Origin of the sequence: Brachybacterium hainanense (assembly GCF_042434575.1) — a bacterium.
GTDB classification, from domain to species: domain Bacteria; phylum Actinomycetota; class Actinomycetes; order Actinomycetales; family Dermabacteraceae; genus Brachybacterium; species Brachybacterium hainanense.
Genome location: NZ_JBHLSV010000004.1, coordinates 212,358 through 228,803 on the forward strand (window position 1 = coordinate 212,358; position 16,446 = coordinate 228,803).

18 protein-coding genes are annotated in these 16,446 nt (G+C 72.9%); 11 read left to right on the forward strand and 7 right to left on the reverse strand.

From position 1 onward, the window contains the following. The first annotated feature begins 5 nt into the window (after positions 1 to 5). From ACFFF6_RS04905 to ACFFF6_RS04915, 3 genes are all read left to right on the forward strand, one after another. Positions 6 to 644, forward strand: a complete 639-nt coding sequence (locus ACFFF6_RS04905) for a M23 family metallopeptidase (protein WP_376978753.1) — start codon at positions 6 to 8, stop codon at positions 642 to 644. 133 nt (positions 645 to 777) lie between these two features. Further along, the gene (locus ACFFF6_RS04910; protein WP_376978754.1) at positions 778 to 1,719 is read left to right on the forward strand and encodes a sugar phosphate isomerase/epimerase family protein; all 942 of its coding nucleotides are present in this window, start codon (positions 778 to 780) and stop codon (positions 1,717 to 1,719) included. 177 nt (positions 1,720 to 1,896) lie between these two features. After that, entirely contained in the window at positions 1,897 to 2,742 is an 846-nt protein-coding gene (locus ACFFF6_RS04915) for an alpha/beta fold hydrolase (protein WP_376978755.1), read from the forward strand. Positions 2,743 to 2,767: 25 nt separating this feature from the next. On the opposite strand, the gene ACFFF6_RS04920 is transcribed toward ACFFF6_RS04915, so the two are convergent. Then, the gene (locus tag ACFFF6_RS04920; RefSeq protein ID WP_376978756.1) at positions 2,768 to 4,042 is read right to left on the reverse strand and encodes an MFS transporter; all 1,275 of its coding nucleotides are present in this window, start codon (positions 4,040 to 4,042) and stop codon (positions 2,768 to 2,770) included. 115 nt (positions 4,043 to 4,157) lie between these two features. Between ACFFF6_RS04920 and ACFFF6_RS04925 the strand changes: the two genes are divergently transcribed. Further along, on the forward strand, positions 4,158 to 5,135 hold the full coding sequence (locus tag ACFFF6_RS04925) for an ArsR/SmtB family transcription factor (protein WP_376978758.1): 978 nt from the start codon (positions 4,158 to 4,160) through the stop codon (positions 5,133 to 5,135). Positions 5,136 to 5,196: 61 nt separating this feature from the next. Here ACFFF6_RS04925 and ACFFF6_RS04930 read toward each other — a convergent pair whose 3' ends face one another. From ACFFF6_RS04930 to ACFFF6_RS04945, 4 genes are all read right to left on the reverse strand, one after another. After that, complete coding sequence (locus ACFFF6_RS04930; RefSeq protein WP_376978759.1) at positions 5,197 to 6,042, reverse strand: ABC transporter permease; 846 nt, start codon at positions 6,040 to 6,042, stop codon at positions 5,197 to 5,199. Then, complete coding sequence (locus ACFFF6_RS04935) at positions 6,035 to 6,862, reverse strand: ABC transporter permease (protein WP_376978761.1); 828 nt, start codon at positions 6,860 to 6,862, stop codon at positions 6,035 to 6,037. Before ACFFF6_RS04935 ends, ACFFF6_RS04930 begins: the two co-directional genes overlap by 8 nt. After that, the gene (locus tag ACFFF6_RS04940) at positions 6,859 to 7,860 is read right to left on the reverse strand and encodes an ABC transporter ATP-binding protein (RefSeq protein ID WP_376978763.1); all 1,002 of its coding nucleotides are present in this window, start codon (positions 7,858 to 7,860) and stop codon (positions 6,859 to 6,861) included. Before ACFFF6_RS04940 ends, ACFFF6_RS04935 begins: the two co-directional genes overlap by 4 nt. Positions 7,861 to 7,981: 121 nt before the next feature. Next, positions 7,982 to 8,587: a LysE/ArgO family amino acid transporter gene (locus tag ACFFF6_RS04945; protein WP_376978764.1), complete on the reverse strand. Its 606-nt coding sequence runs from the start codon at positions 8,585 to 8,587 to the stop codon at positions 7,982 to 7,984. Positions 8,588 to 8,671: 84 nt separating this feature from the next. Here ACFFF6_RS04945 and ACFFF6_RS04950 point away from each other — a divergent pair, with 84 nt between their 5' ends. After that, positions 8,672 to 9,583 (forward strand): ArgP/LysG family DNA-binding transcriptional regulator, encoded by a 912-nt coding sequence (locus ACFFF6_RS04950; RefSeq protein WP_376978766.1) that lies wholly within the window; start codon positions 8,672 to 8,674, stop codon positions 9,581 to 9,583. Here the strand turns inward: ACFFF6_RS04950 and ACFFF6_RS04955 are convergent. Both ACFFF6_RS04955 and ACFFF6_RS04960 read right to left on the reverse strand, forming a co-directional pair. Further along, positions 9,534 to 10,706, reverse strand: a complete 1,173-nt coding sequence (locus ACFFF6_RS04955; RefSeq protein WP_376978768.1) for an erythromycin esterase family protein — start codon at positions 10,704 to 10,706, stop codon at positions 9,534 to 9,536. The two genes, ACFFF6_RS04950 and ACFFF6_RS04955, sit on opposite strands and share 50 nt — an antisense overlap. Further along, a complete protein-coding gene (locus ACFFF6_RS04960) occupies positions 10,703 to 11,143 on the reverse strand; it encodes an NUDIX hydrolase (RefSeq protein ID WP_376978770.1) in 441 nt (146 codons plus the stop codon). Before ACFFF6_RS04960 ends, ACFFF6_RS04955 begins: the two co-directional genes overlap by 4 nt. Before the next feature lie 320 nt (positions 11,144 to 11,463). Here ACFFF6_RS04960 and purB point away from each other — a divergent pair, with 320 nt between their 5' ends. From purB to ACFFF6_RS04990, 6 genes are all read left to right on the forward strand, one after another. Beyond that, a complete protein-coding gene (purB, locus tag ACFFF6_RS04965) occupies positions 11,464 to 12,855 on the forward strand; it encodes an adenylosuccinate lyase (RefSeq protein WP_376978772.1) in 1,392 nt (463 codons plus the stop codon). Further along, positions 12,852 to 13,454, forward strand: a complete 603-nt coding sequence (locus tag ACFFF6_RS04970; protein ID WP_376978774.1) for a GNAT family N-acetyltransferase — start codon at positions 12,852 to 12,854, stop codon at positions 13,452 to 13,454. The genes purB and ACFFF6_RS04970 overlap by 4 nt, the downstream gene beginning before the upstream one ends. Beyond that, a complete protein-coding gene (locus tag ACFFF6_RS04975; RefSeq protein ID WP_376978776.1) occupies positions 13,451 to 14,245 on the forward strand; it encodes a transporter substrate-binding domain-containing protein in 795 nt (264 codons plus the stop codon). Before ACFFF6_RS04970 ends, ACFFF6_RS04975 begins: the two co-directional genes overlap by 4 nt. Before the next feature lie 3 nt (positions 14,246 to 14,248). Beyond that, positions 14,249 to 14,920: an amino acid ABC transporter permease gene (locus ACFFF6_RS04980; RefSeq protein ID WP_376978778.1), complete on the forward strand. Its 672-nt coding sequence runs from the start codon at positions 14,249 to 14,251 to the stop codon at positions 14,918 to 14,920. A 7-nt stretch (positions 14,921 to 14,927) separates the two neighbouring features. Further along, positions 14,928 to 15,758, forward strand: coding sequence for an amino acid ABC transporter ATP-binding protein (locus ACFFF6_RS04985; protein ID WP_376978780.1), 831 nt, complete (start codon positions 14,928 to 14,930; stop codon positions 15,756 to 15,758). Beyond that, positions 15,758 to 16,446: MmgE/PrpD family protein (locus ACFFF6_RS04990; RefSeq protein ID WP_376978782.1), on the forward strand; the 689-nt coding region annotated here is incomplete at its 3' end. The genes ACFFF6_RS04985 and ACFFF6_RS04990, both read left to right, overlap by 1 nt.

Sequence of the window (16,446 nt, forward strand, 5' to 3'; positions counted from 1 at the left end):
TGCCGATGATCGCTGCAGCAGCGCTCGACTACCCCTTCACCGGGCGCTGGCTCGTGCAGAACAGCCCTGCCGACCAGGTCCCCAGCCATGGCACGCACCGCTTCGCGAGCGCCCACGCGATCGACTTCGTCCCGGTCGACGAGGACGGACGCACCGCTCCGATACGGGGTCGGACCCTCATCGCCCCCGAGCCCCCGCAGCGCTTCCCCGGATTCGGTCGGCCGATCCTCGCTCCCGGGCCCGGCACGGTCCTCGCCATCCGCTCCGACGCCCCCGACCACGACGCCCACCGCGGGCTCCCGTCCCTCGGCTACGCCGTCACCCAGGGGAGGCGCGCCGCCGGGGGATGGTCGGCCCTGGCCGGGAACCATGTCCTGCTCCGCATCGGCCCGCATGTCATCGCGCTGTGCCACCTGCAGCGCGGCAGCATCGTGGTCCGTCCCGGTGACCCGGTCAGGTCCGGAGACCTGCTGGGGCGCTGCGGCAACTCCGGCAACAGCACCGAGCCGCATCTCCACGTCCAGGCCATGGACGGGGAGGATCCCGACCACGCCGGTGCCGTGCCCCTGACCTTCGGCGTCGCGGTCACCCGCGGCAGCGGCGGCGCGCTGCCCCGCAGCGGGGAGATCGTCGACGTGCACTGAGATGACAGGGCCTCCGGACCCGTTCCCGCTGTGTGTACGATCGTCCCTGCCGCGGTTCCGCGCGGCCGCGCCCGCCGTGCGGATCCGGCGCGCTCCCCGACGATGCGGAGGACCGATGATCCACCACGACAGCATGCCCGCTCCATCCGGCGGCATCCAGGGTGCGGCGGAGCCGCGGATCGGTCGGCGGCTCCTCGCCTCCTGCTGGACCTGGGCCGGGGATGTGGGCCCCGGCAGCGCCGATGAACGCAGCCCCGTCCCGCTGGACCGGCGCATCGCCGCCATCGCCGCGTCCGGCTGGAACGGCGTGGGACTGTCCCACCCCGACCTCCGCGCCTACACGGCGTCCCCCGGCCTCGACGCCCTGCGCCGCCGTCTGGCCGATGCCGGCATCGATCGCATCGAGGTCGAGTTCCTCGAGGACTGGTGGCAGAGCGGACCCCGCAAGGACGCCTCGGATCGGGTCCGCGGGGAGCTCCTCGAGGCCGCCGCCCAGCTGGGCGCCCGAGCCCTCAAGGTCGGCGCCCCCGCCCGCACGCCCCTGCGCGACCAGCCCTCCGGACAGCGGCTCATCGACGCCTTCGGCGAGCTCGCCGAGGCCGCCGCGCCCCACGACGTCGACGTGGCCCTCGAGCCCATGTCCCACACCGTCCTGCCCACCCTCCCCGACGCGATCGACCTCGTGCGGAGCGTCGGAAACCCCCGCGCCGGCCTCGCCGTCGACGCCTTCCAGCTGGCCCGCAGCGGCGAGGGCTTCGAGGACCTGCCCGCGCTGCTGGACGGCGTCCCCGTCCATGTCGTCGAGCTGGGCGATGCCGTGATCGACGCGGCGCTCGCCGCGCGCGCCCGCGAGGGCCACGGCCTCGCCGAGCGCAGCCTGCCCGGTCACGGCGACCTCGACGTCGCGGGCTTCGTCCTGGCGATGCACGAGGCCGGCTGGCGAGGGGACTGGGGCGTCGAGATCATCTCCTCCCGGCTGCGTGCTCTCCCGGTCGAGGACGGCGTGCGGCAGGTCCATGAGGGATCCGCGCGGATCCTCGAGGAGGCCGAGCGCCGCCTCGCGAGGCGGGCCTGAGCAGCTGTCGGGCGCCGCGGGGCCCCTGCTCGTCCCGCCGTAGACCAGCCGCTCTCCTCGGAACGGATGAGCCGCGCTCCCCAGGCCGGAGGCGCCGCCCCCGCAGGGCGGACGGACCGAACCTCCCGAGGCGGGACGACCGTCCCGCGGCACGCGGTTCCGCGCGATGATGTCCCCATGAGCAACGGTGTCACGACGACCGACTTCACCCTCGACGGCCACGCCGGCCGGCTCGTCGGCACGTCCTGGACGCCGCGGAACCCGCGGTGGATCGCTGTGATCGCCCACGACTACGGGGAGCATGTGGGCCGCTTCCGCTGGACGGCCGCCCGCCTCCATGAGGCCGGGGCCGCCGTCCACGCCGCCGACCACGAGGGCCACGGTCGCAGCGACGGCGCCCGGGCCCTGATCCGCGATGCCGAGGCCGCGGTCGAGGACCTGGACCGGGTGATCGACCATGCTGTCGCCGAGAACCCCGGCCTGCCCGTCGTGCTGATCGGCGTGTCGATGGGCGGGATGCTCAGCGCCCGCTGCACGCAGCGATTCGGCGCCCGGCTCACCGCCCTCGTCCTCCTCAGCCCGGTGCTGGGCCGCTGGGAGACCATCGAGGAGCTGCTGCCCCTGCCGGAGATCCCCGAGACCCCCATCGACCCGAAACTCCTGTCCCGTGACCCGGAGGTCGCAGCCGCCTACGCCGCCGACCCGTTGGTCTGGCACGGCGGCTTCGCCCGGCCCACCCTGCAGGCCCTGCGGGACGAGCTGCAGCGCATCAGCATCGCGGGCCGCCTGGGTCGCGTCCCGGTGCTCCACCTGCACGGCGAGGACGACCGCCTGGTCCCGGTCGAGGACGCGGTCGCGGGCCTCGCGAAGATCGCCGGGCCAGCGACCGAGTCCCAGCTCTACCCGGGAGCGCGGCACGAGCTGCTGCACGAGACCAACCGGGCCGAGGTCATGGCCGATCTTCTCGCCTTCCTGGGCCGCTTCGTGCCGGTGGGAACGGGCGGGACCGGCGAGGCGGACTGACCCGGCTCCGCGTCCCGCGCCCGTCTCAGCGCGGAGCCTGCGCACGCAGCCCTCGCACGTCCGCCGAGGCGAGCGGGGCCAGCAGCGTCCCTGCGCACAGCACCGCCCCCAGGCCGATGACCAGCGGCGCGCCCAGCAGCGCTGACAGCGCGGGTGCGGCGAGCTGCCCGACCGGCACCGAGACGAAGCTCAGCAGCATGTCGATCGAGGCGACGCGGGAGAGGGCGTCGCGGGCGACCCGCTGCTGGAGCGTCGTCTCCCACAGCACGTCGCCCATCGCCGATCCCAGCCCCGCGAGCACCGCGAGCCCCAGCAGCAGAGGCAGCCCGCCCCCGGCCGCGAGCGCCGCGAACACGGCGGCGTACGGCAGGGGGAGCAGGAGCACCGCGACCATGGGGCGCGCGGGCGACCAGCGGTAGGCGAGGACGCCGCCTGCGACCTGTCCGGCGGCGCGCGCGCCCAGGACGAGCCCCCAGCCTGCGGAACCGATGGTGTGCTCCGCGCTCACCGGCCCCAGCACCAGCCAGACCCCGCCGATCAGCACGTTCATCCCGGTGAACGCACAGGTCACGAGCCAGAGCCAGCGGTGCTTCGTGAACTCCTCCCATCCTCCTCGCAGATCGGCGAGGAGCTCGCGCACGGCACCGGGAAGGCTCGTGCGGGCCGCCGTCGGCGCCGGGGTCGGCGCACCGGGCGGGCGGGGCGAGGAGTCCGGGTTCGGGATCGTGGCGAGCACGGCGGCGGCGAGCCCCAGGCAGATGGCGTCGAGGGCGAGCGCCCAGCCGGCATCGGCGACGGCCACGAGCAGCCCGGCCGCGCCGGGCCCCAGCATGCGGGTGACGTTCCGGGAGGTGGTGCGGACCGCGTTCGCCCGCCCGATCGCCTCGTGAGGGACGAGGTCCGTGATGATCCCGCGCAGGGCGGGAGCGGTGAAGGCGGAGGCCAGCCCGCCGAGCGCCGTCACGGCCACGAGGACCGGCAGGGAGCGGGCGTCCAGCAGGAACCAGCAGGCGCTGCCGAGCTGGGCGAGGCCCGCGACGAGGTGCGTGATCGTCAGCAGCGCCCGCCGGGGCACGCGGTCCGCGACCACCCCGCCCACCAGGAGCAGCGCGATCATGGGCACCGTGCTCGCGGTGAGGACCAGCCCCAGTGCTGCTGTCGAGCCGGTCTCCCGCAGCACGCCGAAGCTGAGCGCGACCGGGGTCATCGAGCTCCCCAGCCAGGAGAGGCATTGGGCGACGAAGAAGCGGCGGAACGCCGGGGTCCACGGGGATGCGGCGGCGGGTGGGGCTGGAGGCATCGTGCCATCGTCCGCGGACGGGCCCGCTCCCCCTAGGCTTTCGGTGACAGGCGAAACATGCAGAACAGGGACGTCTCGAGGTCGGTGCCGGACGGGCCCGTGGAAGGGGAGCACCATGCGCTTCGTCCTCACCCCCGGGGCGCTGGCCCGCACGCGGTTCGTCATCTCCCCGCTCGCGGAGCTGATCGGCGCGTTGACCGGCGGGGCCGCCGCCCTCGAGGCGCCGCGGCAGGCGGTGGGCTCGGGGGCTGCCGGAACGGTCGCCTTCCGGCGGTGGCGCGCCGAGGATCCGCTGCACGCCTCCTTCGTCGATCTCATCGGCCACACGAAGTGGTTCCCGGACCTCATCGGGCTCGCGCCGCCCGCGACGGGGGAGGTGCGGCTCGAGGCCGAGCTGGCCCAGCTCGCCGCCTGGGACCCGGACGCGACGGTCCGCACCCTCGAGGACTCGGTCGCCCAGGCGTGGACGCCGCAGGAGACCGCGTGGCTGCGCACCCCGGCGCTGCCGGTCCGTCTCGCCGCCGCGCTGCGCAGCGCCTGGGCACGGCTGATCGTCCCGGACTGGGCGCGCCGGCAGCGGATCCTGCGGCGCGAGATCGCATTCCGCACCGCGCTCATCGGCTCCTCCGGCTGGGCCGGCGCCGTCGACGGCATCGCCCGGGACGTCCTCTGGGAGGACCCCGATGCGCTGCTCGTCTCCCGTCGCACCGGCACGAGCCTGCTGGTGCACGAGCATCTGTCCTTCATCCCGACCACGCAGGTGAGGGGCCGCTGGACCTGCGACGGTCCCGCCGGCGTCGCCCTCGTCTACGGGGCCCGCGGCTCCCGTGCCGCGGTCGCGCCGCGCCGGGGACAGGCGCTGGGCCGCCTGCTGGGGACAGGGCGGGCGGCCGTGCTGCTGGCCCTGGACCTGCCGGGGACGCCCTCGCAGCTGCATGCGGAGCTCGGCTACGCCCTCGGCACCGTCGGCGGGCACCTGGCCGTGCTGGAGGACGCGGGCCTGGTCCACCGCGCCCGCACCGGGCGGGAGGTCCATTACCGGCGCACCGAGCTGGGCGAGTCGCTCGTCGGGGAGCAGGGGGAGGAACCGTGAGCCGGCTGCCGGCGGGGGTGCCCCTCTGCTCTGCGCCGCGCGGGCCCGACGCACCCGCGCCTCAGGATCCCGGGCTCACGTACCCGCGGCTGAGCCGTCCGAACACGGCGATCCCGGCGACGAGGATCATCGGGCCCGCGAGCGGGGCGATCACCGCGAGCCAGAGCGGGACGACGAGGTCCCCGGTGCGGCCCAGCACCACGGTCGCGGGCAGGTAGGCCATGAACGCGAGCGGCAGCAGGAACGTCAGCAGCCAGGTGCCGGCGGTGCCGAAGATCGACATGGGATAGGCGCCGAAGTCGGTGAGGATCCTGTCCACGGTGTCCTTGATCCGCGTGGTCGGCCCCATGCGGAAGTCCAGGCCGGAGATCCCGATCTGCAGCCCCGCCTCGACGAGGCCGCCGCCGATCGCGGCGAGCGCCACGTACAGCACGATCCACGGCGTCCACGTGACCTCGACGCGGCTCGCGGCGGTCAGCAGGATCGCGAGTCCCAGCACCAGGTCGCCGAGCGTCCCGGGGTTCAGCGCCTTCGTGAGCAGCTGCAGCAGGGGTCCCGCGGGACGCAGCAGGAACCTGTCCCATTCCCCGTTGCGGATCGCCGGTGCGCTGTACCGGTGCTGTCCGAAGTTCACGGTGCACACGCCGTGCGCGGTCAGGCGCAGTCCGTACAGGAAGGCGACCTCGGCGACATCCCAGCCGGCGATCGCTCCGAAGGCGCCGAGCAGCACCCCGATGAAGGCGAGCTGCGTGCCCTGCAGCGCCGCGGATCCCAAGAAGGTCAGGACCAGGTTCATACGGTGGACGCGCACGCTGCGCCAGGCGGCGCCGAGGAGGATCAAGTAGGTGCGCCAGGCCGGGATCGGATGGGCGAGGGTGCCGGGGCGGGGTGTGAACGGATCAGCCACCGAACACCACCAGCCTCCGCACGGCCCGGTGCCATACGAGCGCGGCGAGCGCGCTCAGCGCGAGGACCCACAGCATCTGCTGCCCGATCGCCCCTGCCGTGTGCCAGCCGGGCGCGGTGTCGACGTAGATCGACAGCGGCACGAAGACCTGCGCGGAGAACGGCAGCGCGGTGAGCGTCCCGGACAGCCATCCCGGCATGAACCACAGGGGGATCAGGGCGCCGGAGGAGAACTGCGCGACCATCCGATAGATGAGGAACGCGCCGCCCACCTCGACCGTCCAGAAGCCGACCAGGCCGACGGTGAAGTTGAGGATCAGCGAGATCGCGAAGCCCAGCGTGATCGAGATCAGGAATGCGAGGCCGGACAGGACCGATCCGGGCAGGGCGATCGCGCCGACGAGCAGTCCGGCCACGAGGGCGGCCCCGACCGCGGGCAGCTGCCCGGCGGCGGCACCGACCTGCTGCGCGAGCGCGAGCGGGACCGCGGAGACGGGGCGCATGACGTCGAAGGCGATCGCGCCCGTGCGCAGGCGCCCGAACAGGGTGTCGAACACGAAGGGCTGGAAGATCGTGGTGATGAGGACTCCGAGCACCGCGTAGGTGATGGCGTCGCGCTGGTCGATGCCTGCGACCTCGGTCCGTGCCCCGTAGACGGCCGTCCACACCCGGTGCACGAGCACGACCTGCAGCACGCAGCCGATGATCCCCGTCCAGGTCGAGGTGCGGAAGACGAACTGAGCCCGGGCGGCCTGGCGGACGGAGGCGAGGATCCCATCGCGGACCAGGGCGGCGGGCATGCGGGCAGGTGCGCCGGTCATCGGACGACCCCGCGCTCGGTGTAGATCCGATGGATCACGTCCTCGACCCCCGGCTCGCGGGAGGTGAGATCGGTGACCTCGAGGGCGCTCGTGATGCGGCTGATCGCTGCGGGAGCGGGCAGCGCGGCCGGGGAGAAGCGGAACGACGCCCGCTGCTCGCCCGCCGTGCCGGTGTCCTGCACCTCGCGCAGCTCGAGCCCGTCGAGGTCCAGGCCCGCGGGGATGTGCGCGGCGGTCACCACGACCTCGCGGAAGGGTGCGTACCGGTCGCGCAGGGAGGTGAGGTCGCCGTCGTAGAGGAGCCGGCCCTCGTCGATGATGACCACGCGCCGGGCGAGCTGCTCGATGTCCGCGAGGTCATGGGTGGTCAGCAGGATCGTGGTGCCCTCGGTGCGGTTCTGCTCGGCGATGAACGCGCGGATCCGTGTCTTCGCCACGACGTCCAGGCCCACGGTCGGCTCGTCGAGGTAGAGCACGGGCGGGCGGTACAGCATGGCTGCGACGATGTCGCCGCGCATCCGCTGCCCCAGAGACAGCGAGCGCACCGACGTGTCCAGGAAAGGACCCATGTCCAGCAGGTCCACGAACTGCTCGAGGGAGCGACGGTAGTCCGCCGGGCTCAGCCCGTACAGCTTGGCGATGAGCTCGAAGGAGTCCCGTAGGGGGAGGTCCAGCCACAGCTGGGAGCGCTGCCCGAACACGGCGCCGATGTTCCGGGCGTTTGCGCGCCGGTCCTGCCAGGGCACGACGCCTTCGACCTCGACGCGGCCGGAGGTGGGGCGCAGGATCCCGGTGAGCATCTTGATGGTCGTGGACTTCCCGGCGCCGTTCGGGCCCAGGTAGCCGACGATCTCGCCGTCGTCGATCCGCAGGGACATGTCGTCGACGGCGCGCGTCACCACGCGCTTCGCGGAGAAGAACGAGCGCAGCCCGGCGAAGGGGCCCTCGACGCGTGCGGGACGGCTGAACTCCTTGACCAGGTTCTCGGCGAGGATCATGCGGGGGCGAGCAGCGGGGCGGCGGCAGGGGAGGAGGGGACGGCGTCGACAGCGAGGCGCATCGTTCGACCCTGCCATGGCCTGCGCGAGAGGGCAAGCGGCGAGGACGGGCGCCGCGTCCTCAGCCCGCCGCGAGCATCCCCGCCACCAGGAGCATCGTCACGGCGACCGCACCGTCGAGGATCCGCCATGCGCGGGGCCTGCGCAGGAACGTCCCGAGCCGTCGGGCGCCGAAGCCCAGGGCCGTGAACCAGAGGGCACTGCCGCCGATCGCCCCGAGGGCGAAGAGGCGCGCCTGCTCGCCGTGGCTCGCGGCGACGGAGCCGAGCAGGAGCACGGTGTCGAGGTAGACGTGCGGGTTCAGCCAGGTCAGGGCGAGCGCGGTGAGGACGGCGGCGCCCCGGCCTGTGCGTGTGCCGCGGGCGTCCGCCTCCATCCCGCCGCCGTCACCGCGGAGGGCGCGTCGAGCCGCGAGCACGGCGTAGCCCAGCAGGAACGCGACCCCTGCCCAGCGGGCTGCGGCCACGACCTGCGGCGCTGCCCGCAGGAGCGCGCCGAGCCCGCTGGCGCCCGCGCTGATGAGCACCACGTCGGAGGCGAGGCACACGAGCACGACGGCGAGGACGTGCTCACGACGCAGTCCCTGCCGCAGCACGAACACGTTCTGGGAGCCGATGGCGATGATCAGGGTCAGCCCCGTCAGGAGGCCGTGAAGAGCAGCAGTCACCCCTCGACGGTAGGAACCTTTCGAGTGAAGCACCAGCGATGATCTCTGATGCTGATGAAGCAGCGCTTCATCTACGATGCGAGCATGCCCATCGATCCCGTACTCGCCGAGACGCTGCGCATCGTCGCCGAGGAGGGGACGCTCGAGGCGGCGGCCCGGCGCCAGCACATGACCGCATCGGCCGTGAGCCAGCGGCTCCGGCTCCTCGAGCAGCAGCTGGGGCAGCGGCTTCTCGTGCGCGCGAAGCCGGCCCGCCTCACCGAGCCCGGGCAGGCGGTGGTCCGCTTCGCCCGCCGCCACGCGCTCATCGAGCATGAGGCGCTCGCGGAGCTGGGGCTCGAGGCCCGCGGAGAGAGCCCGCGGCTCAGCATCGCCGTGAACTCGGATTCGATGGCGACCTGGTTCCTGGGAGCCCTCGCCGGCTTCGCACGCCGGCACGATGCGCAGCTCGAGCTGCTGCGGGAGGACCAGGACGCAACGGCGCGGCATCTCGCGAGCGGCGCGGCGGTCGCCGCCGTGACCAGCTCGCCGGTCCCGTCCCCGGGCTGCTCGGTGACGGCCCTGGGCAGCCTCGTCTACGTCGCCGCGGCTGCTCCCGCCTGGTGGGAGCGATGGATCGGCCCGAGCGACCGGGCGCAGACCACTCGGGTCACCGCCGAGGCGCTCACCTGTGCCCCGCGCATCGACTTCGACCGCAGCGACGAGCTCCAGGCCACCTGGCTGCGCCGTCTGGGCGTGGATCCGGCGGGCACTCCCCGCCACTTCGTCCCCAGCACCCACGACCTGGCCGCCGCGGTCGAGGCAGGACTGGGCTGGGGGATGCTCCTGACCTTCCAGGCCGATCCGCTGCTCGCCTCCGGAAGGCTGCTCCCGCTGGGCGGCGAGCCCGTCACGCCCCCGCTGTTCTGGCAGGTCGCCAAGACCCCCTCGCGGCTGCTGGACGAGCTCACCGAAGCCGTCGTGTCGACCGCGCGCCGGGAGCTGCGGCAGGAATGAGGGCACCGGGCGTTCCCGCGGGAACGCCGGGCCAGCCGACTCGACCCGTGTCGGTATCGGCCGTACTGGTCGCGAACCAGCGGATCGCCTCGAAGTCGCTGCTCGGTCGGCGCACCTCGAAGGTGTCGGGCGCGGACTCGAACAGGGACGTGTCGAGGCTCCAGCCGATGAAGCGGCGCGGGCCCGGATGTGCGAGGTCCGAGGTGAGCACGATCGCCTCGCCCCGGGTGCGGAGCGCATCCTCCGTGGTCCCCGGGCGTACGGGAGGCAGAGGGACGGACCTCCAGCCGGGGTCTCCGGTGGACGGGTCCACGGCGCGGCAGGTGCCCTCCCCGCACAGCGCGCCGACCGGCACATAGGCGCCGCCGAGCTCCTCGGCGAGCACGTGCCCGGTGCTCGGTCCGCCGAAGTTGTCGGGATCGCGGGCGATGTGCTCGTTGTGCGCCCAGAGCACGGTGAGTCCCTCGCGAGGAAGGTTCTCGAGGAGGGTCCGCGCCATGTGCGCATCACGCCGGTGGAGCCCTTCCAGATCAGGTTCGAGAAGGTAGGCGTCGATGTGCCGTGCGAGCTGACGGGCCGCGCCGCGGACCTCGACCGCGGCGGCGTCCTCCGCCATGGCGGGGAGCAGTGTGCCGAGGGCGGCCAGATCCTCGGGGGACGGCTCGGCACCGCGTGCGAACCGATCGAGGGCTGTGGACGTGCAGCCTGCATCGAGAAGACGCTGGGCTGCCGCAGAGGGTCGGCGGATATCGATCCCGAGGAACCGGATCCGCCTCCGCACGGGCAGCCTGCGGTTCAGGTCGCGAAGCCTCATGAGCCCGTCTCGGATCGTCCCCGTTCGCCAGACCGAGGACGCCCTGCCCCATGCCGCGTCCAGGTCGCCGTCCCCGCGCAGGGCGTCGTCGACGAGCAGACCGGTCGCGTACGGGTCCTCGAAGGCGAGAGCGGCCAGGCGGCCGCGGCGGGCCAGGGCGAGGATGACCTCCATCTTCCAGGCGAACGCCTCTCCCGTGCCGTGGGTCGGCTCGCCGAGGGCGAGGACGCCGTGGTCCGGGACGAGGCCGAGCGCGTCCAGCCGTGCGAGCTCCGTCGCGTCGTCGGTGAAACCGGAGCCGTCGATCATCGCCGCCTCCACGCCTCGAGCGCGGCATCGACCAGGTTCGTCCGCGGTCCGGCCGCATCGAGCGCGGCGAGCGGGACCCATTCGGCGCGGTCGGTCGTGCCGCCCACCTCGAGGGTGCCCAGCTCGCCGCCGATGATCCGCGCCTCGTAGACGACGCGCACCGATTTGAAGGGACGTCCGCTGCGGGGATCATGGTGCGTGAAGGGGCTGTCCACCCCGACCAGAGCTCCCACCTCGACGTCGTAGCCGGTCTCCTCGCGGACCTCCCGGACCACGGCCTGCTCGCAGCTCTCCTCGAAGTCGACGCCCCCGCCGGGCATCGTCCACCCGGGGGTCTCGCCGTTGAACCAGCTCAGCAGGATCTCCTGCTGCTGTGCGACCTCCCGGACGATCACGGCATAGGCGGCCAGGCGGGTGCGGTACTCGGTGAACTCCATGGGAGCGAGCCTAGGGGGCCTCGGGTGCCGCGGCCCCGCAGGCGCCTCCCGGTGCGTCCCGGTCCCCGGGCGCTCCCCAGGGCCGATGCTGTGAGGGCTGCCACCGCTGAGGCATGACGGCCGAGAGCCCGGCCTGCGGGAACGCCGACCGGTGTTCACATTCCGACGCCTGGTGTCCACTGCAGACGCACATCACCTAGCGTGATGCCTCAGCCCCGGGCTGCCCGGGTCGTGCGTCCCCGAGGCATGTGCCCGAGGATCCTCGGCCGCGGGAACGACCCGTCCCGGGGCCACGAGACCCCACCTCGGAAGGACCCCCCATGTCTTCCCACGTCGTCGACATGCTCACGATCGGCAACAGCTTCAGCACCCCGGAGATGCGGGGCATCTGGAGCGAGGAGAGCCGCCTGCGCCGCCAGCTCGACGTCGAGGCCGCCCTCGCGGCCGCCGAGGGTGCGCTCGGGGTGATCCCGCAGGACGCGGCCGATGCGATCGCGGACGCCGCCGGCGGCGACTTCGACCTCGCCGCCATCGCCGCCGAGGGCGCGAAGGCCATGCATTCCCTGAACGCGACCGTCGGCGCCCTGCAGGCAGCGGCCGGCGAGCACGGCGAATGGGTGCATTACGGCGTGACCACCCAGGACGTGGTCGACACCGGGACGATCCTGCAGATCAAGGACGCCCTGGCCCCCCTGCGGCGCGACCTCGTCGCGCTCGCGGCCGCCCTGCGCGACCTCACCGAGCGCCACCGCGCCACCCCCATGGCCGGCCGCACCCACTATGTGCAGGCACTGCCGACCACCTTCGGCTTCAAGACCGCGGTCTGGCTCGACGAGACGCTGCGCCACCTCGAGCGCCTCGATGCCGTCGCGGGCCGCGTGCTCACCGGCAACATCAACGGCGCCATCGGCACCTACGCCTCCTTCCAGGGCCGCGGCCGCGAGATCGAGCGCGGCACCCTGGACCGGCTGGGCCTGGCGACCCCGCGGATCGGCTGGCAGGCCGCCCGCGACCGCATCGGCGAGTACGCGAGCACGCTCGCCCTCGTCTCCACGACCCTCGGCAAGATCGCCACCGAGCTGTCGACCCTCATGCACAGCGAGATCGGCGAGATCGAGGAGCCCTTCACCGCCGGGAAGATCGGCTCCACGACCATGCCGCACAAGCGCAACCCCGCCCTGCTCGAAGGCGCGGCCGCGCTCACCGCGCCGATCAAGCACGCCGCCGCCCTCGTCCTCGACGGCGCCGCGACCGTCCATGAGCGCGACGCGATCTCCTGGCGCGCCGAATGGATCGCCCTGCCGGAGATCCACCTCTACCTCTCCGCACAGCTCGCGACCCTGGGCCGGATCCTCTCCGGCCTCGTCGTCCACGAGGACGCCATGGCCCGCAACCTCGCGCTCCAGGGCGGGCTGATCCTCTCCGAGAAGGCCATGTTCGAGATCGGTCGGGAGCTCGGCAAGCAGACCGCCCACCACATCGTCTACGACGCGTCCATGGCCGCCGTCGAGAGCGGCCGCCACCTGGCCGACGTCCTGCTCGAGGACCCGCGCGTCAGCTCCCGCTTCGACGCCGGGACCCTCCGCTCCTGGCTCGACGCCTCGGCGTACCTGGGGGAGACCGGCGCTGCGATCGACGCCGTCCTCGCCGCCGCCGACGAGGCCGGTATCCCCGCCGCCGACGGGCCCGCATCGCCGGGACCGGCCGCATGAGCGACCAGATGGCATCGGCCGTCCCCACCGGGCGCCGTGCGAGCGCAGGAATCGGCCGGCTGGCCCTCATCGGTCCCGACCGCGTCGACGAGTACCGCACGCTGCTGCAGGCCGCCTACGCGAAGAACGTCGAGCTGGGCGTGCACTTCGCCGCCGCCGACGCCACCCGCGAGCAGGTCCTGGCCCATCTGCGCGAGAACATCGCCTACGGAATCACCGGGGAGGACGGGGCGTTGACAGCCACGGTGTCCCTGCGCATGCCCTGGGGTCCCAACCCCGGCCACCTGGGCCTGCCGCATATCGGCTGGCTCGCGACCGACCCCTCCCACGCCGGGAAGGGCCTGGCCCGCGCGCTGCTCGACACCCTGCAGGAGCAGGTGCTCGCGGGCCTGCTCCACGCCCCCGCCGTGTCCCTCGGCACCGCGCAGGACCACCCCTGGCTCGGGGAGTACTATCGCCGGCTCGGCTTCGAGCCCGTCGGCAGCGCCGACCTGGGCCTGGGCCACGTCACCGACTTCTACATCCGCCCCATCGACCCCGTCGCCTACACCGGCTGGCGCGAGCGCCACGCCGACCTCCTGAAAGGCCTTGCCGCATGAGCACCATGAAGCGCCGCACCTTCGCGATCACCGCCCTCGCCCTGCCCGCGCTGCTCGCGGCCTGCGGCTCGGGCGGCGCCTCCGAGTCGATCCGCGCCGGATCCACCGGCCAGTCCTACCCCAACAGCTACCAGGAGGACGGCAAGCTCATCGGCTTCGACGTCGAGGTGATCGAGAAGATCGCCGAGAAGCTCGGGAAGACCGTGGAGTGGACGAACGCCGACTTCTCGGGCCTCATGGGACAGCTCGAGGCCCGCAAGCTCGACACCGTCGCCAACAACGTCGCCGTCACCGAGGAGCGCTCGGCCCAGTACGACTTCACCGAGCCCTACGCCTACATGGGCGCGACCATCGTGGCGCTGGGCAGCAACGCGCAGCTGAACACCCTCGATGACCTCGCGGGCACCACCATCGCGGGGGTGCTCGGCTCGAACAACACCACGCACCTCGAGAACTGGAAGGCCGAGCACGGCGTCGAGTTCGAGATCCGCACCTACGAGACCCGCGACGGCGCCATGCAGGACCTGCTGGCCGGCCGCGTGGACGGGTACATCAACTCCACCGGCATCTTCCTCGCGGAGATCAAGAAGTCCGGGGCGGACCTGAAGTTCGTGGGCGACCCGATCGCCTGGGAATCGGTCGCCTTCCCCTTCGCCAAGGGCTCCGAGCTCGTCGCCTCCGTGAACGAGCAGATCGCCGCGCTGCGCGAGGACGGCACCCTCACGGAGCTCGCCGAGACGTACTTCGGCGACGACGTCTCCGCCGAGCCCGAGGGCTACACGGGGAGCTGATCCATGGATCTCGACCCGCTCTACATGCTGGAGGTCCTGCCCCAGCTGCTGAAGTTCCTGCCCGTCACCCTGCTGATCGCGGTCGCGGCGATGTTCTTCGCGATCCTCATCGGCCTGTTCGTCGCGCTCATCCGCTTCCTGCGGATCCCCGTGCTGGACCAGATCGCGCAGCTGTACGTGTCGCTGTTCCGCGGCATCCCCACCCTCGTCCAGCTGTTCCTCATCTACTACGGCCTTCCGCAGCTGTTCCCGTTCATGTCCACCATGGACGCGCTGACCGCGGCGATCATCGGCTTCTCCCTCAAGGAGTCCTCGTACCTCGCGGAGATCTTCCGGGCGGCGCTCACGAGCGTGGACCGCGGACAGCTCGAGGCGGGCCTCGCCACCGGCATGACCTCCCCGCAGGTGTACCGGCGGTACATCATCCCGCAGGCGGCCTTCAACGCCCTGCCCGCGACCGGCAACATCTTCATCTCCCTGCTCAAGGAGACGTCGGTGGCCTTCACCCTGGGGCTCACCGAGATGTTCGCCGAGGCGAAGATCGTCGCCTCCGCCTCGTTCCGGTTCTTCGAGACCTTCCTCGTGGTGGGCCTCGTGTACTGGCTGCTGGTGATCGTGTACTCCTGGATCCAGGGCCGACTCGAGAAGCGGCTCGGCCGCGCATACGTGAGGTGATCCGTCCATGATCGACGTGAGCGAGCTCCACAAGACCTTCCACGGCCGGACCGAGAGCAACACCGTCCTGGACGGAGTGTCCCTGCAGGTCGGCACCGGCGAGGTGGTCGCGATCATCGGCCCCTCCGGCTCCGGGAAGTCGACCCTGCTGCGGTGCCTGAACCTGCTCGAGACCCCGGACGCCGGGACCATCGCGATCGATGACGTCAGCGTCACCGCCCCCGGGATCACCGGACCGCAGGCACGGGCCCTGCGGTCCAAGACCGCCATGGTCTTCCAGGGCTACAACCTGTTCCGCAACCGCACCGCCCTGCAGAACGTCATGGATCCGATGACCGCGCAGGGCACGCCGAAGCGCGATGCGGAGCAGAGGGCCCGCGAGCTGCTGGGCCGAGTCGGCATCGCCGAGGCGACCATGTCGCAGTTCCCCGTCACCCTCTCCGGCGGACAGCAGCAGCGCGTCTCGATCGCCCGCGCCCTCGGCGTGAACCCGCATGCGATCCTTCTCGACGAGCCCACCAGCGCCCTGGACCCCGAGCTGGTCGGCGAGGTCCTCGCCGTCATCCGGGACCTCGCCAGCCAGCACATGACCCTGGTGATCGTCACGCACGAGATGGCCTTCGCAGCCGAGGTCGCCGACCGCGTCGTCTTCATCGACGGCGGCCGCATCGTCGAGCAGGGGCCCGCGAAGCAGGTCATCCGCAGCCCGAAGGAGGAGCGCACCCGCCGCTTCCTGCGCGAGCATGCCAGCGAGCCGGTGCACCGCCCGGCGGATCCCGGCGCCGAGCCGGAGCTGCCCGGAGCCTCGCCGCTGGACCCGAACGGCCTGCCCGGCTGATGGAGGGCGATGACCTCGCCCGGGCCATCCGGGACGCCGATCCCTTCGGCGGCACGGATCGCGAACACGCCGCCGCCCTGCGCGATGCGGCGGCCCGCGCCGTGGCCGATGTCGTCGCCGCCTCCTTCGCCGTCACCGCCGATCCCTCCGCGCGCACGGATCGCGACCGGCTGATCGGCTGGGCGCTCGCGGAGGGAGCGGCCGCCGAGCCGCGCACCGTGATCGGGACGGGCAGGGGCCTCGCGCCCTCGCGCGCCGCACTCGTCGGCGGCTTCCAGGCCCACCTGCTCGATCTGGACGACACCCACGAGCAGGTCCGCGGACATCCCTCCGCGGTGCTGGTGCCGACCCTGCTCGCGCTCGCCGGCCCGGAGGCGCGGATCGAGGCGCTGCTGGCCGCGTACGTGGTCGGGCTCGAGGTGATGGCCCGGCTGGGCCTCGCCCTGGGGCCCGCGCACTACGAGGCCGGCTGGCATCCCACCGGCACCGCGGGGGCCGTCGCCGCCGCCGCGGCCGGCGCGCACCTGCTGCAGCTGGACACCGAGGCGACCGGGACCGCGCTGTCGATCGCCGCCTCCCGCTCCGGAGGGGTCCGCGCCCAGTTCGGCACCCCCGGCAAGCCCCTGCACGCCGGGCTCGCCGCCCAGGCCGGGGTCGAGGCCGTCGCCTGGGCGCGGTCCGGGCTGCG

What these genes read in the sequence shown, in the direction of transcription:
- ACFFF6_RS04905 (WP_376978753.1), top strand. Translation starts at nt 6, where the DNA reads ATGATCGCTGCAGCAGCGCTCGACTACCCCTTCACCGGGCGCTGGCTC.
- ACFFF6_RS04910 (WP_376978754.1), top strand. Translation starts at nt 778, where the DNA reads ATGCCCGCTCCATCCGGCGGCATCCAGGGTGCGGCGGAGCCGCGGATC.
- ACFFF6_RS04915 (WP_376978755.1), top strand. Translation starts at nt 1,897, where the DNA reads ATGAGCAACGGTGTCACGACGACCGACTTCACCCTCGACGGCCACGCC.
- ACFFF6_RS04920 (WP_376978756.1), bottom strand. Translation starts at nt 4,042, where the DNA reads ATGCCTCCAGCCCCACCCGCCGCCGCATCCCCGTGGACCCCGGCGTTC.
- ACFFF6_RS04925 (WP_376978758.1), top strand. Translation starts at nt 4,158, where the DNA reads ATGCGCTTCGTCCTCACCCCCGGGGCGCTGGCCCGCACGCGGTTCGTC.
- ACFFF6_RS04935 (WP_376978761.1), bottom strand. Translation starts at nt 6,862, where the DNA reads ATGACCGGCGCACCTGCCCGCATGCCCGCCGCCCTGGTCCGCGATGGG.
- ACFFF6_RS04940 (WP_376978763.1), bottom strand. Translation starts at nt 7,860, where the DNA reads ATGATCCTCGCCGAGAACCTGGTCAAGGAGTTCAGCCGTCCCGCACGC.
- ACFFF6_RS04950 (WP_376978766.1), top strand. Translation starts at nt 8,672, where the DNA reads ATGCCCATCGATCCCGTACTCGCCGAGACGCTGCGCATCGTCGCCGAG.
- ACFFF6_RS04955 (WP_376978768.1), bottom strand. Translation starts at nt 10,706, where the DNA reads ATGATCGACGGCTCCGGTTTCACCGACGACGCGACGGAGCTCGCACGG.
- ACFFF6_RS04960 (WP_376978770.1), bottom strand. Translation starts at nt 11,143, where the DNA reads ATGGAGTTCACCGAGTACCGCACCCGCCTGGCCGCCTATGCCGTGATC.
- purB (WP_376978772.1), top strand. Translation starts at nt 11,464, where the DNA reads ATGTCTTCCCACGTCGTCGACATGCTCACGATCGGCAACAGCTTCAGC.
- ACFFF6_RS04970 (WP_376978774.1), top strand. Translation starts at nt 12,852, where the DNA reads ATGAGCGACCAGATGGCATCGGCCGTCCCCACCGGGCGCCGTGCGAGC.
- ACFFF6_RS04975 (WP_376978776.1), top strand. Translation starts at nt 13,451, where the DNA reads ATGAGCACCATGAAGCGCCGCACCTTCGCGATCACCGCCCTCGCCCTG.
- ACFFF6_RS04980 (WP_376978778.1), top strand. Translation starts at nt 14,249, where the DNA reads ATGGATCTCGACCCGCTCTACATGCTGGAGGTCCTGCCCCAGCTGCTG.
- ACFFF6_RS04985 (WP_376978780.1), top strand. Translation starts at nt 14,928, where the DNA reads ATGATCGACGTGAGCGAGCTCCACAAGACCTTCCACGGCCGGACCGAG.